This window comes from Rhodococcoides fascians NBRC 12155 = LMG 3623 (assembly GCF_001894785.1).
GTDB lineage: Bacteria > Actinomycetota > Actinomycetes > Mycobacteriales > Mycobacteriaceae > Rhodococcoides > Rhodococcoides fascians.
In genome coordinates this window covers 669,601-683,002 of record NZ_BCWW01000001.1, presented here as the reverse complement: position 1 = coordinate 683,002, position 13,402 = coordinate 669,601, and the positions used below count along the sequence as shown (strand labels likewise).

Genomic DNA, 13,402 nt, shown 5'->3' with positions numbered 1-13,402 from the left:
GTCGGTGTCGGTCACAGTGCACCTGCAACTTGCCGCTGCGAGTCGACGATCTCGGCGTAGGTGGGGCAGGTGGCCATCAGTTGCTCGTGGTTACCCACGCCCACCGGCTTTCCGTCGTCGAGCACGAGTATCTGGTCGGCGTCGACGATGGTCGACACCCGTTGAGCCACAACGATCATGCATGCATCTCGCGTCACCGGCCGCAGCGCCGCACGCAGTTTCGCGTCGGTAGTGAGGTCGAGAGCGGAGAAGGAATCGTCGAACAAGTAGATCTTGGGTTTGCGTACCAGCGCCCGGGCAATGGCCAGTCGTTGACGCTGCCCGCCCGACACGGTGGTGCCGCCCTGCGCGACGGCAGTCTCGAGGCCGTCGGGCATCGCGCGCACGAAGTCGGCTCCCTGGGCGATCTCGAGCGCCTCCCACAGTTCCGCGTCGGTGGCGTCGGCCTTGCCGTACCGCAGATTGCTGGCGATGGTGCCGGAGAACAGGTACGGCTTCTGCGGCACGAATCCGATCTCGGATCGCAGCAGGTCCAGATCGAGTTCGCGAATGTCGACACCGCCGACCCGCACCTGGCCGCCGGTGACGTCCATCAGCCGTGGAATCAGATTGACGAGAGTCGATTTACCCGATCCGGTGCCGCCGATGATGGCGGTGACCTTGCCTGCCTCGGCAGTCAGATTCACCCCGCACAGCACCGGGTATTCGGCTCCGGGATAGGAGAATTCGGCCCCGACGAGCTCGACCGTGCCCGGTGAGGACACGAACGTCCGGGGATTCTCGGGCAACACCACCGAGGATTCGGTGGCCAGAACCTCGCTGATGCGATCGGCGCAGACCGATGCGCGCGGCACCATCATCGCGATGAACGACGCCATCATCACCGACATCAGGATGAGCATGATGTAGCTCAGAAGCGCAGTGAGCGAACCGATCTGCATCGTGCCGTTGTCGATGGCATGACCACCGAACCAGATGACGGCGACACTGGTGACGTTGCTGATGAGCATGACGGTCGGAAACATCAGGGCCATCAGCCGGCCGACCTTGAGTGCCGTCTCGGTCAACGAGGTGTTGGCTGCGCCGAAACGGTCGACCTCGAACTGTTCGCGAACGAACGCCCGCACGACGCGAATACCGGTGATCTGTTCGCGTAGTACGCGATTGACCGCGTCGATGCGCTTCTGCATGGAGCGGAAGGCCGGCACCATACGAACGATGATCAGGCCCATCGCGAGTGCGAGGCCGGGCACGGCGATGAGCAGGATCCACGACAGGCCGATGTCCTCGCGTAGCGACATCACGATGCCGCCGATGCACATGATGGGAGCCATCACCACGATGGTGAATCCCATGATGATCACCAACTGCACCTGCTGCACGTCGTTGGTGTTGCGCGTGATCAGTGACGGAGCACCGAATTTTCCGACCTCGCGGGCGGAGAACGTCCCGACGCGTTCGAGGATTGCTCCGCGAAGGTCGCGTCCGACACTCATGGCCGTGCGTGCACCGAGGAACACCGCTGCGGCAGAGCTGATGATCTGTACTGCCGAGATCAACAGCATGACGCCGCCGGCGGACAGGATGTAGCCGGTGTCGCCGACGGTCACACCGTTGTCGATGATGTCCGCGTTGAGACTCGGGAGGAACAACGCGGCGAGGGTGGCGATCAGCTGCAGCAGCACCAAGCAGAGAATCGGCAGCTTGTACGGGGCGAGAAACCTACGCAGAAGGGGGATCAGCATGATGACCGAAGATTACTCGTACACATGGATAACAGTCTCTCCGTTTCGAGTATTACGAGCAATCTTCGGCCTCTCAGCTGCGACGCGAGTACTACGCGCGCTTCTCCGGGGCCGTCTTCAGCTTGGCCCCTTCGATGTCGACGTTGGGCAGGATCTTGTCCAGCCACTTCGGCAACCACCAGGCTTTGTCGCCCAGTAGCGCCATCACCGACGGAATCAGCACCATACGCACGACGAACGCGTCGAAGAAGACGGCCGCGGCCAATGCGAAGCCGATGGACTTGATGAACGAGTCCGGCTCGGCGATGAACGCGGCGAACACCGAGATCATGATGACCGCTGCCGAGGTGACCACGCGTGCGCCGTACTTGAAGCCGTTGACGACGGCGTCCTTGGCGGCCGCGCCGTGCACGAACTCCTCACGCATGCGCGAGACGAGGAACACCTGGTAGTCCATCGCGAGGCCGAACACCACACCGATGAGGAAGATCGGCATGAAGCTGACGATCGGCTGCGGGTTGGAAATGATGCCGAGCCCGCCCTCTTGGAAGATGAACACCGTCGCACCGAAGGTGGCGAGCACGCTGAGCAGGAACCCGACCGTTGCCGTCAGCGGCACCAGAATCGAGCGGAACACCAGCATCAGCAGCACGAACGCCAGTCCGACGACCACGGCCAGATACGGAATCAGCGCGCTCTGCAGCCGCTCCGAGATGTCGATCCCGATCGCGGTTTCGCCCGTCACTCCGTAGGAGACGCCCGAGCTTTCCTGCAATCCGCTCTCGGCATCGCGCAGGTTGGTCACGAGCGCCTTCGTCTGGTCACTGTTGGGTGTGCTCGACGGGGTGACGAGTATCTGCGCGGTGTCACCCGCCGGGTTGACGGCGACGATCTGCGCATTCGTGACGTCGGATTGTGCGGTGATCGTCTCGATGACCTTGCCGAAGGACGCGGTGCGGTCTGCCTCGGCGACGTCGGACGCGTCGGCGATGACGAGCAGCGGTCCGTTACGTCCCGGCCCGAATGCCTTTTCGGTGATGTCGTAGGCCTGACGGGCAGGCGTGGACGGGTCCGAGGTGGCGATCGACGGGAGAGCCAGAGACAGCCCGGTGGTCGGGCCCGCAATGACACCGAGCAGCACGATGCCTCCGACGAGGCCGAGGATCGGCTTCTTGACCAGGAACCGTGCCCACCGAAGACCGTTGGTGGGGGTTGCGTTCGGGTCCTCCGGGTCGGTGGTGTTGACGAACTTGAGCTTGCCCGCGAAGGCCTTGCCCTTGTAGACGCCCAGCATGGCAGGCAGGAACGTCAGGGCGATGAGTACCGCGATGAACACCGCGAAGCCTGCTGCCAGACCCATCTGCGACAGGAACGGGATGCCGACGACGCGCAGGGCGACGAGGGCGATGAGCACGGTCGCGCCGGCGAACACGACGGCCGATCCGGCGGTACCGACCGCTCGACCGACTGCTTCTTCGCGGTTGTCGGTGAGCGTGAGCTCGTGCCGGTACCGCGCGAGGATGAAGAGCGAGTAGTCGATCGCGACGGCAAGACCGATCATGATCGCGAGAATCGGCGTGAACGAGGACAGGCTCGCGAACCCGGAGGCCGTCGTGATGGCCAGACTCGAAATACCGATACCGACGATCGCGGTGATCAGCGGCAGGCTGGCAGCGGCGGCCGAGCCGAACATGATGAGAAGCACGATGGCGGCGACGGCCAGACCGACGATCTCCGAACTTCCACCGGGCGACGGGTTCTCCTGGGCGACGGTGCCACCGAGGATGACGGTCAGTCCTGCGTCACGCGCGGGTTGCGCCGCGGCATCGAGATCGCTGCGAATCGCGTCGGTGACGTCGGCCAGCTCGACGTTGATCGGAACCGTGACGGTGCCGACGTTGCCGTTGGGGCTCAACGGCGACGTGGCTGCCGCGTCGGCTGCCACCTTGTCGGCCGGCGTTCCTGCCTCGGCGGCTGCGTCGGTGTACTGCTGCACGATGGCCTTGTTCGCCTCGACCGGATCGGCAAGCGGCGGAGCACCTTCCGCCGGCTTGGCCGCATCGACCTTCTCGATCTCGGCGATCGTGGCGTCGATGGCCGAGGTGTACTGCGGGGTATCGAGCGACTGACCGTCGGGTGCCTGGAACACGTACTCGGCGTTGACGGCCTGAAGGGGATCCTCGGCTCCGCCGAATCGTTCCTTCTGCAGATCCAATGCAGCCTGAGCAGGCGTTCCGGGGATACTGAACGAGTTGACGGTAGGCGCGGACAGCGTGGCTGCGCCCACTCCGGCCAGGATCAGAATGACGAGCCAGAGGCCGAGGACGACCCCCTTGCGGCGGTAGGCGAATCTGCCGATTCGGTACAGATAGGTGGCCACTGTCAGGCTCCTCGGTTGTTATCGGATACGTGCTGGCGAGATTCGGGCGCGGGAGTGGAGCCTGCGGAATGACCCACAGGCTCGGGGATTCCGGCGCGGAGTTGTTGAAATGCGTTCTCCACAAGCGCTTTCGGAGTGTTCTCTCCGCCGGGGTCGTTGATCCACAGGTTCAGTGCGGCGGTCACGGCACCGCCGACTGCCATTTGCAGCAGGTTGGGGTAGAGGTCGGAATCGATATCGGTTCCGGTGCGCTCAGCGATTGCCTCGCCGAGTTTGCGGGTGAGCGAGTGGTGCATTTCGAGCTTGCGTGCCATCAGCGCCGGGTTGGCCTCGATGAGTCGTGCTGCGGCGAATGTGTCGTCGAGGTCGCGGCCGGGGTCGGCGACGAGGTTGACGGCGATGTGCTGCAACGAATCCCAGATGGGTTCGGCTTCGGGTCTGGCGCGGAGCAGCTCGAACCATTCCAGAGCCGAGGCCTCGATGTTGTGGAGTACCGCTTCTTCCTTGTTGGAGAAGTAGTTGTGGAACGTTCGGGTCGACACTCCGGCTTCGTGTGCGATGGCGTCGGCCGTCACGGCATCGAGTCCGTGCTCTTTTCCCAGACGGACTGCGGCAATGCCGAGGGCGTCGCGGGTGGCTGCCTTCTTCTGATCGCGAAGGCCGGTCGGGGTGGTCACCCTGTCCAACATACGGAAGTTGCACAGCTCGGCAAGTTTGCAGAGCTGTGCAATATTGACGACCGCGCCACATCTGCGGCCGACTGTGACTCAGGTCATCGACGGGACCATGCGGTCGGCTCGCTGATCAGCTCTCCGACGAAATCCGGGAGGTCGTCGTCGACGATGTCCGCCAGCGATACGGATTCGAGAACCGCACGCAGATTGACCCGGACGGCCAGCCACACCCGCGTCAACGGCTCGGCGGGACCGGCGTACTGCGCATCCTCGGGCCGTTGCCCGCGCACCGATGCGAGCGGCCCCTCGACGGCACGCATCACGTCCGCGACGGAAATGTTCGACGCCTCCCGCGCGAGCCAGTATCCGCCGTCGGGTCCCCTTCTACTTCGCACCAACTCGGCGCGACGCAGGTCGGAGAGCACCGACTCGAGAAATTTGTGCGGTATCCCTTGAGCGGCGGCAAGCGCCTCGGCCTTGGCGGGTGCTCGGCCGCCGACCGCGGCGAGCTCGACGAGAGTCCGCACCGCGTAGTCCGCTTTCGCCGTGATGTGCACGATTCAATTCCTATCATTTCGATAGGAAATTAGCGACCGGGTACGTACCGATGTTCGACGGCTCTGCGCCCGTCGGGCAACACCCAGTCCGCGGGCGCGGTACCGGTCCTGATCCAACCCGACTTCTCGTAGAACGCAATCGCCGCAGCCGAGCCCTGCTCCACGTCCAGTTCGATAGCAACGGACCGTTCTGCCGCATACGCCACTGCGGCGTCCAACAAGGCCGCGGCTGCGCCCGTGCCCCGGCACTCGGGACGAACGAACAATCGCGAGACCATCAGCCCGTCGTCGACCAGGTCGAGTGCCAGGTGGCCGACGATCCGGTCATTCGACTCCGCTACCCATGCGGCGACCTGCGTTGCCGAGTGCAACCAGGCGGCCGGATCCTCGGGCCACAGTGCGGGATACCCGTCTGCCTCGTGCACGGCGGCCAACACGGAAACACAGAACGCCATATCCCCGGAACGGCGGCTACGAATTTTCACGTCTCGAGACTACGATCACCATACTGGCGTTACACTTCGACCAGCAGTGTCACGCACGGAAGGCCGTCACATGAGGGACCAACTCGCATCGGCGTGGAACTCGCTACCCGAACCGCTGCGGGATCCGGTTGCCCTGGCCGTCCCCGCGTTCGCTCTACTGCTGACGATCGAGTGGATCGCGGCGAAGAAACTCGAAGACGGAACCCCCGGCGCTTATTCGGCCCGGGACGCACGGGCGAGCCTGAGCATGGGTTTGGTTTCGATCGCAACCACGACTGCGTGGAAAGCGCTGGCCCTGATCGGCTACACGGCCATCTACGTCTACATCGCGCCGTGGCATCTACCCGCCGATGCCTGGTACACGTGGGTCATCCTGATCCTGGGCGTCGATCTGCTGTTCTACGGCTACCACCGCATCGCACACCGAACCCGACTGATCTGGGCGACCCATCAGGCTCACCATTCGAGCGAGTACTTCAACTTCGCCGCGGCGCTGCGGCAGAAGTGGAACAACAGCGGCGAGATCATCATGTGGCTGCCGCTGCCGCTGCTGGGGATGCCACCGTGGATGGTGTTCGTGGGCTTCTCGATCAATCTCGTCTACCAGTTCTGGGTACACACCGAGCGGATCGACAAGTTGCCGCGACCGTTCGAGTTCGTCTTCAACACGCCTTCTCACCACCGCGTTCATCACGGTCGCGATCCGCAGTACCTCGACAAGAACTACGGCGGCATCCTCATCGTCTGGGACCGCCTGTTCGGCAGCTACGCCGACGAAGTGCAGCGACCGAATTACGGACTGACCAAACCCGTCGACACGTTCAACATCTGGACGCTCCAAACACACGAATACCGCAACATCGCACGAGATGTCGCGGCATCGAGGTCATGGAGGGAACGCGTCGGATACGTCGTCGGACCGCCGGGATGGACACCGGCGGCCCCACGAGAACGGGCTACTGCCGACTCAGATTGATCAGGAAGTCGACGGTTCCCGAGCCCTCGACGGTCACGAATCCGAGCGACGGCGGCTCGATGCCGTAGTCCGACCACGTCGTCGGGATTGCGCCCGACGCGATGAGCGTGTCACCGGACTGCAGCACCTCCATCTCGACCGACACCGGACGCGTCTGATCCTTGAGCGTCAATGTGCCTTCCGCCGTGACGGTTTGGGTGGTGCCGTCCTTGGGCAACGACGAGAGGTCGACGGGCTGGTCGATGGTGAACGTCGCCGTCGGATATGTCGCGGTGTCGAAGATGTTGCCGCGGAACTGACCGTCTCGACGGTCACTGTCGGTGGTGATCGAATTGGTCTGCACCACAACCTCACCGGCGGTCAACGAATTATCTGCCACGGTCACCGAGCCGCTCACCTCGGGCGTCGACCCGACGACGGTCACGTCCGATCCGTTGAGCACCTCGTCGACGGTGTAGCCGGCCGCGGTCTTGTTCGACGCATCGCCTGCCGTCACCGTCCAGGTGCCGTTCAGATCGTCGGTGGTGGCGGCCTGCGCACCGGAGGTGTCGACGGTCGCCGCCGGAGCGTCGTCCTCCTGGAAGGACGCGTAGATCTTGGGGCCGAGATACAGCCCGAGGGCCACGAGCACTACGACCACGACGCCGACTGTCCACCATTTCTTGGTCATGACCGACGATGATAGTTGCAGCTTCAAGCCCATGGGGAGTGAGCGACCTGGCAACTCCCTGAGAATTTTGTCCGATTACCCCGTGCGCAGGTGTCGGTGGTGCCAGGCACAATGGAGTTCATGGATCCGGTGGAGGCACTTCGTGAGATCGGCTTCTGGCTCGAGCGTTCGCGCTCGGACACCCATCGCGTCAAGGCCTACCGCCGAGCCGCCGATGTCGTCGAATCACTCTCTCCTTCACAACGATCCGAGCACCAGAAGGCGGACAGCTGGTCGTCGTTGGCCGGAATCGGTGCCAAGACCTCGCTGATCATCCGGCAGGCGCTGACCCAGGACGTTCCGGACTACCTGGCGGAGCAACGCGATGCCGCAGAACCCATCGGCAACAACGCACTACGGGCAGCGCTCAAAGGCGACCTGCACACCCACTCCAATTGGTCCGACGGCGGCAGCCCCATCGACGAGATGATGCGCACCGCCAAGAACCTCGGGCACGAGTACTGCGCGCTGACCGATCATTCACCGCGGCTCAAGGTCGCCAACGGGCTCAGCGCTGAGCGTCTGCGAAAACAACTCGACATCATCGCCGAGCTCAACGAGCAACTCGCGCCGTTCCGCATCCTCACCGGAATCGAAGTGGACATCCTCGACGACGGCTCGCTGGATCAGGACGAGGGATTGCTCGCCGAGCTGGACGTGGTGGTGGCCAGCGTGCACTCGAATCTGCGGGCCGATTCTGTGGCGATGACGAAACGCATGGTCACCGCCATCGCGAATCCGCACGTCGACGTACTCGGTCACTGCACCGGCCGACTGGTCGAGGGCGGCCGGGGAAAGCGGCCAGAGTCGACGTTCGACGCCCCGGTGGTGTTCGAGGGATGCCGACAGTTCGGCACCGCGGTGGAGATCAACGCCAGGCCCGAACGCCAGGACCCGCCCGAGCGCCTGATCGACATCGCCCTCGAACGCGACTGCCTCTTCTCCATCGATACCGACGCACACGCACCGGGCCAGCTCGACTGGCAGGGCTACGGCTGTGTCCGCGCCGAAGCCCAAGGCGTTCCCGCCGATCGCGTCATCAACACCTGGTCGCTGTCCGAGCTGCTCGATTGGACGGCTCAGGGCACGTGAATCGTCGCCACTTCCTGTCCGGCCTGCTCGCTGTCACGCTGGTCGGCTGCAGTTCCACGGACACCAAATCCTCACCGAGCACAGCAGAGACGTATTCGGCTGCACTGCAACCTGTTTCGGGACCGACCGGAGATCCGATCCGGCTGAAGTACGGGTACCAACCCGACAACATCGGAGACCTGTATCTCCCTGCCAACACTGCGACGTCACTGCCTGTGGTGGTGATGATCCACGGCGGTGGATGGCAGGAGAACCTCGATCTGTCGTACTTCCAGCAGATGTCCAAGGCCATCGCAGACCAAGGCATCGCCGTGTGGAACGTCGAGTATCGGCGCGGTCCGAACAATTGGGCCAACACCCTCACCGACGTCGACGACGCCACCGAGGCACTGGCAACCGTCGTACAGAACGCCGCCGACGGGCGACTCGACCTCGATCGAGTGCATGTCGCCGGACATTCGGCCGGCGGACAGCTGGCCGCGTGGGTCGCTGCGCGTCACCTGATGCCGATCGACGCGCCGGGAGCGGACCCCAGAATCCGACCGCGCAGTGCCACCATCATGGCCGGGGTGTTCGACATGAAACGGGCGGCGAACATCGGCAACGACAAGTTCGTGCCCGCATTCCTCGGCGGCATGCCCAACGACGTTCCCGGTCGATACAAGATCGCCTCCCCCATCGAATACCTCCCGCTCGACGTCCCGTTGACCGCGCTGCACGGTGATGCGGACCAGACCGTGTCGGTGAACCAGAGCCGCGTGTACGTCGACGCCGCCACCCGCGCAGGTAGCACGGACCCCGAGCTGGTCGTACTGCCCGGAGCCGGACACGGAGCGTTCCTGGACCCCAAGCACATCGCCTGGTCCACCGCACTGAGCACCATCACCGGGCGCGCGCAGACACTGCTCTGAGCCGCAGGTGGTACACAGTGGCGATGAAACGAAAGATCGCGACCGGATTGCTCGGGCTGATCGTGGCCACCTCGGTAGCCGGATGCGGCGACGACGCGTCGACCGAGAACGCGTCGACCACGTCCGTTCAGGCCAGCACGACGACGTCTGCCGCGGCTTCCACAACAGTCCCCGCCAGCACCACACTCGACGCACCGGCACCCGCTCCTGCCGACACTCCGATCCCCGAGGCTCCGCCTGCCGCTGAACCCGATGCCCCAACCTCGGGCGTCACCGGCGAAGCGCTGTACCAGCAGACCTGCACCCAGTTTCTGCCGTCCATCGATGCACTCGAACAAACCGGGATCTCCGATCGCGCGAAGTCGGTCGAGGGTCTGCGCAGCGAAATGACCACCGCGCCGAGTTGGTCCACGGTGCCCGAGGCCGATCAAGGCGAAATTCTGCGGGGACTCGACGCCGCGGGCGCGGGGCAATGCTGAGCGTCTGAGTCGGTCGCCGCCCCTCTACCGCCGCAAACGCGCGCGCGTTTGCTAGGTGCGCGCGAAATAGACCCCGAATCGATGGCAAATTCGCTCGCGTCTGACAAATGCGCGCGCGTTTGCCGAGCAACACCCAGCCACCCCACCCCGCCCGGGCCCTGGTGATCCCGCAAACGCGCGCGCGTTTGCCAGGTGCGCGCGAAGTAGACCCCGAATCGGTGGCAAATACGCTCGCGTCTGACAAATGCGCACGCGTTTGTTGAGCAACACCCAGCCACCCCACCCCGCGCACAAAAAAACTCCCCACCCGACGGATCGGGTGGGGAGTTTTGGCGGTGGCGGAGGGATTTGAACCCTCGGAGGGGGTGAACCCTCACACGCTTTCGAGGCGTGCTCCTTAGGCCGCTCGGACACGCCACCGCAGAAGACTGTACCGGAATGACGGCCTGAGGCTAAATCGCCTGCTCAGAGCGCATCCATTGGGTCATTCCGCAGGCTGCACTCCGGCAACTACTTGCCGGTGAGCTTATCCTTGATGTTCGAGGCCGCGTCCTTGACCTTCTCGGCACCGTCTTTGAATGCGGCGGAGGTCTGATCGCCCTTGCCCTCTGCTTCGAGGTCCCTGTCTCCGGTTGCCGAACCTGCGGCTTCTTTTGCCTTGCCGCCGAGGTCTTCGGTCTTGTTCGAGATCTTGTCGTCGAGTCCCATGAGTGTCTCCTTCGCAAGTTCGGAGCGCAGCGTTGCGCCCTGCCCTCCACCCTCCCCAATGTTGGACGTTCCGGCCACCCCGTGACGAGATCGTTATCTCTGACGGGCGAAGAATTGCGTCAGCACTTCGGCGCACTCGGCTTCCAACACTCCCCCGCGCACCTGTGGGCGGTGGGTGAGTCGACGGTCTCGGACAACGTCCCACAGCGAGCCGACGGCCCCGGTTTTCGGTTCCCAGGCTCCGAACACCACGGTGCCGACGCGGGCAGCAACGAGGGCACCGGCGCACATCGTGCAGGGTTCCAAAGTGACTGCAAGAGTGCAGTTTTCGAGTCGCCAGCCATCTCCGTGGACGGCGGCTGCTCGACGCAATGCGAGCACTTCGGCGTGCGCAGTGGGGTCGCCCGACGCCTCCCGCGCATTGCAGGCTCGCGCGATCTCACGTCCCGACGCGTCGTACACGACGGCTCCGACGGGGACGTCGGCGTCCGATGACTCGGCTGCGGCCGACAGCGCTGCGCGGATCATGTCCGCGTCGGGCAGCGGCATCGGTTACCGCCGCAGCTTGTTCACCGCTGCGGCGAATTCGTCCTCGAAGCCCAGCCGCTCGGCGATCGATTGCAGTTGTTCGTCCGGGTAGTCGTCGGTCTCGGCGACGATGATGCCCAGGACTGCCTCGGGCAGGCCCAGGTCGGCGAGGAGAGCGAGGTCGCCTTCCTCGTAGGGTTCGATGTCGTCGAGTTCGTCGGGGTCGACGTCGGGGATCTCGATGTTGAGTGCGTCGAGGACATCGGCGGCGATTTCGTAGTCGACGGCGGCGACCGCGTCGGACAGCAGTAGGCGGGTGCCGTTGGGTGCGGGACGCAGGATGACGAAGAATTCCTCGTCCACGTCGAGCAGTCCGAACACCGCTCCCGAGCTGCGTAGTTCACGCAATTCGGTCTCTGCTGCCGACAGGCTGGTCAGTGCGTCGTCGGACAGTGGCGTCACGGTCCACTTGCCGTCCTCTCGGACAACTGCAACGCCGAATCCTTCGAGGTCGTCGTACTCCGATGCGGAGGCACGGTTGTTGTTCGCGCGCTGTGCGGCCATGTGCGCAACGGTAGTCCGGTAGGTGCCGGTATTCGAAGTCCACCTCCCTTGGAAGTCACCCACCTGTGCCAATCTGATCGGGTGACTTCTTCTTCGGTGTGCGTTCTCGGTCTGGGACTGATCGGTGGGTCGATTCTGCGGGCGGCGCACGACGCCGGTCGCCGGGTGTGGGGCTGGAACCGATCGGCCGACGCGATTGCCGGGGCTGCGGACGATGGCTATGACGTCGGCACCGATCTGACAACCGTTCTGACCAGGGCTGCAGATGAGGATGCGCTGATCGTCATCGCCGTTCCGATGCCTGCCGTCGACTCCGTGCTGCAGGCCATCGCCGAGCACGCACCCGCCGCCCCGATCACCGACGTGGTGAGTGTCAAGGCCGAGGTTGCCGCGGCCGTCGCTGCTCGCGGACTACGGGCCCGCTATGTCGGCGGCCATCCGATGGCGGGTACCAACCACTCGGGCTGGTCGGCGACGGACCCGGCACTGTTCGCCGACGCTGTCTGGGTGGTGTCCACGGACCCCGGTGTCGACGCGGACGTGTGGGTGCGGGTGGCCCAGCTGGCCCTGGACTGCGGTTCGGTGGTCGTTCCGGCCGGCAGCGTCGAGCACGACAGTGCCGTCGCCCGCATCTCGCACCTACCGCATCTGCTGGCCGAGGCGTTAGCGATCGTCGGGGCCGCGGGCGGGCCGTTGGCGCTCGGGCTCGCCGCGGGGTCGTTTCGAGACGGCACCCGGGTGGCGTCCTCGGCACCGACTCTCGTCCGTGCGATGACCGAGGGCAACTCGACCGCGCTACGGACCGCGCTCGACGAGGCGCTGCATGCGCTCACCGCAGCGCGCGAAAAATTGGACCAGCACTCGACCGAAACGCTGGTCGACGCCGGACATGCGGCGCGACTGCAGTACGAGCAGCATCAGCGATTCGACATCACCGACGTCACCCCGGGCGAGCCGGGGTGGCGCGAGAACCTGCAGGACGCGGGGCGACGCGGTGGCGTCGTGCGTCAAATCCGCTCGGCGAGTCCGGGGTAGTCGACGACGAAGCCGTCGGCGTCGACCGTCACCGACGATGTCGAGACCGGCGAGATGACGTGGATACCGTGCGCGCCGCTGCTGTAGGTCAAGGTCGCTTCCTGGATGCTCAGATCGAGGAGGTTGACGTAGACCGTCGGCACCTCGAGGTCCTGGACCTGGGTGTGCAGACCGAATCGTCGGATCGGCAGGGTGTTGAAGAACGGGCTGAGCACCATGTCGACGTCGAGGGCACCGCTGTAGGTCGAGCGCTGGTGGTTGGCGGAGTTCTCCACCATCCAGTAGCCCTCGTCGTCGCGGCTGACCGAGGCCTGCCGGTCGCCCGACGCGAGCGAGGTGCGCACCGAGAGCCTCTTGGTGACGCCGTATTCGTCGGTCACCAGGTCGTACGACGCACTGAACGCGGGATGATCACTGCAGGCGGCACCGATGATGCGTCCGGCAGCTTTGATGCGGTTGCCGGAAAGCTGGACCCGCACGGACTCCATGCGGGGAACGTCGTGCGCTCGCCACGTCAGGATCGAGGGCCAGGATTTCGCGTCGGTGGTGGCGGTTGCGG

Annotated in this window: 15 protein-coding genes and 1 tRNA gene; 5 read left to right on the top strand and 11 right to left on the bottom strand. The window is 64.6% G+C overall.

The genetic code is table 11. The annotated features are described in order from the left end of the window. Window positions 1–11: 11 nt before the first annotated feature. The 5 genes from RFA01S_RS03440 to RFA01S_RS03420 all read right to left on the bottom strand — a co-directional run bounded on the left by RFA01S_RS03440 (window position 12) and on the right by RFA01S_RS03420 (window position 5,841). Window positions 12–1,745: an ABC transporter ATP-binding protein gene (locus RFA01S_RS03440; protein WP_027494600.1), complete on the bottom strand. Its 1,734-nt coding sequence runs from the start codon at window positions 1,743–1,745 to the stop codon at window positions 12–14. Between the two features lie 91 nt (window positions 1,746–1,836). Then, the gene (locus tag RFA01S_RS03435; RefSeq protein WP_032408420.1) at window positions 1,837–4,125 is read right to left on the bottom strand and encodes an MMPL family transporter; all 2,289 of its coding nucleotides are present in this window, start codon (window positions 4,123–4,125) and stop codon (window positions 1,837–1,839) included. Between the two features lie 2 nt (window positions 4,126–4,127). Further along, window positions 4,128–4,814, bottom strand: coding sequence for a TetR/AcrR family transcriptional regulator (locus tag RFA01S_RS03430; RefSeq protein ID WP_032408419.1), 687 nt, complete (start codon window positions 4,812–4,814; stop codon window positions 4,128–4,130). An 83-nt stretch (window positions 4,815–4,897) separates the two neighbouring features. Then, window positions 4,898–5,356, bottom strand: a complete 459-nt coding sequence (locus tag RFA01S_RS03425) for an RrF2 family transcriptional regulator (RefSeq protein WP_027494603.1) — start codon at window positions 5,354–5,356, stop codon at window positions 4,898–4,900. Window positions 5,357–5,385: 29 nt separating this feature from the next. After that, window positions 5,386–5,841 (bottom strand): GNAT family N-acetyltransferase, encoded by a 456-nt coding sequence (locus RFA01S_RS03420; protein ID WP_202902230.1) that lies wholly within the window; start codon window positions 5,839–5,841, stop codon window positions 5,386–5,388. A gap of 70 nt (window positions 5,842–5,911) precedes the next feature. On the opposite strand from RFA01S_RS03420, the gene RFA01S_RS03415 reads away from it, so the two are divergent. Continuing rightward, window positions 5,912–6,817, top strand: coding sequence for a sterol desaturase family protein (locus RFA01S_RS03415; RefSeq protein WP_032408417.1), 906 nt, complete (start codon window positions 5,912–5,914; stop codon window positions 6,815–6,817). Here RFA01S_RS03415 and RFA01S_RS03410 read toward each other — a convergent pair. Continuing rightward, window positions 6,798–7,487 carry a YceI family protein gene (locus RFA01S_RS03410; RefSeq protein ID WP_032408416.1) on the bottom strand — a complete coding sequence of 230 codons (690 nt, stop codon included), beginning with the start codon at window positions 7,485–7,487 and terminating at the stop codon, window positions 6,798–6,800. The genes RFA01S_RS03415 and RFA01S_RS03410 overlap by 20 nt on opposite strands. A gap of 120 nt (window positions 7,488–7,607) precedes the next feature. Here RFA01S_RS03410 and RFA01S_RS03405 point away from each other — a divergent pair, with 120 nt between their 5' ends. The 3 genes from RFA01S_RS03405 to RFA01S_RS03395 are packed head-to-tail and all read left to right on the top strand — an operon-like array spanning window position 7,608 to window position 10,008. Then, window positions 7,608–8,618 (top strand): PHP domain-containing protein, encoded by a 1,011-nt coding sequence (locus tag RFA01S_RS03405; RefSeq protein WP_032408530.1) that lies wholly within the window; start codon window positions 7,608–7,610, stop codon window positions 8,616–8,618. Next, entirely contained in the window at window positions 8,615–9,529 is a 915-nt protein-coding gene (locus tag RFA01S_RS03400; protein ID WP_032408415.1) for an alpha/beta hydrolase family protein, read from the top strand. The genes RFA01S_RS03405 and RFA01S_RS03400 overlap by 4 nt, the downstream gene beginning before the upstream one ends. A 23-nt stretch (window positions 9,530–9,552) precedes the next feature. Beyond that, window positions 9,553–10,008, top strand: coding sequence for a hypothetical protein (locus tag RFA01S_RS03395; RefSeq protein ID WP_052060923.1), 456 nt, complete (start codon window positions 9,553–9,555; stop codon window positions 10,006–10,008). A 330-nt stretch (window positions 10,009–10,338) separates the two neighbouring features. On the opposite strand, the gene RFA01S_RS03390 is transcribed toward RFA01S_RS03395, so the two are convergent. The 4 genes from RFA01S_RS03390 to RFA01S_RS03375 all read right to left on the bottom strand — a co-directional run bounded on the left by RFA01S_RS03390 (window position 10,339) and on the right by RFA01S_RS03375 (window position 11,808). After that, a tRNA-Ser gene (locus RFA01S_RS03390) sits at window positions 10,339–10,428 on the bottom strand. 90 nt (window positions 10,429–10,518) lie between these two features. Then, entirely contained in the window at window positions 10,519–10,716 is a 198-nt protein-coding gene (locus RFA01S_RS03385; protein WP_027494609.1) for a CsbD family protein, read from the bottom strand. Between the two features lie 93 nt (window positions 10,717–10,809). Then, window positions 10,810–11,265 carry a nucleoside deaminase gene (locus RFA01S_RS03380; RefSeq protein WP_032408414.1) on the bottom strand — a complete coding sequence of 152 codons (456 nt, stop codon included), beginning with the start codon at window positions 11,263–11,265 and terminating at the stop codon, window positions 10,810–10,812. A gap of 3 nt (window positions 11,266–11,268) precedes the next feature. Further along, on the bottom strand, window positions 11,269–11,808 hold the full coding sequence (locus tag RFA01S_RS03375; RefSeq protein ID WP_027494611.1) for a tRNA adenosine deaminase-associated protein: 540 nt from the start codon (window positions 11,806–11,808) through the stop codon (window positions 11,269–11,271). Between the two features lie 63 nt (window positions 11,809–11,871). Here RFA01S_RS03375 and RFA01S_RS03370 point away from each other — a divergent pair, with 63 nt between their 5' ends. Further along, complete coding sequence (locus RFA01S_RS03370) at window positions 11,872–12,843, top strand: prephenate dehydrogenase (RefSeq protein WP_032408529.1); 972 nt, start codon at window positions 11,872–11,874, stop codon at window positions 12,841–12,843. Here RFA01S_RS03370 and RFA01S_RS03365 read toward each other — a convergent pair. Next, window positions 12,816–13,331 (bottom strand): putative glycolipid-binding domain-containing protein, encoded by a 516-nt coding sequence (locus RFA01S_RS03365; protein ID WP_027494613.1) that lies wholly within the window; start codon window positions 13,329–13,331, stop codon window positions 12,816–12,818. The two genes, RFA01S_RS03370 and RFA01S_RS03365, sit on opposite strands and share 28 nt — an antisense overlap. Window positions 13,332–13,402: the final 71 nt, after the last annotated feature.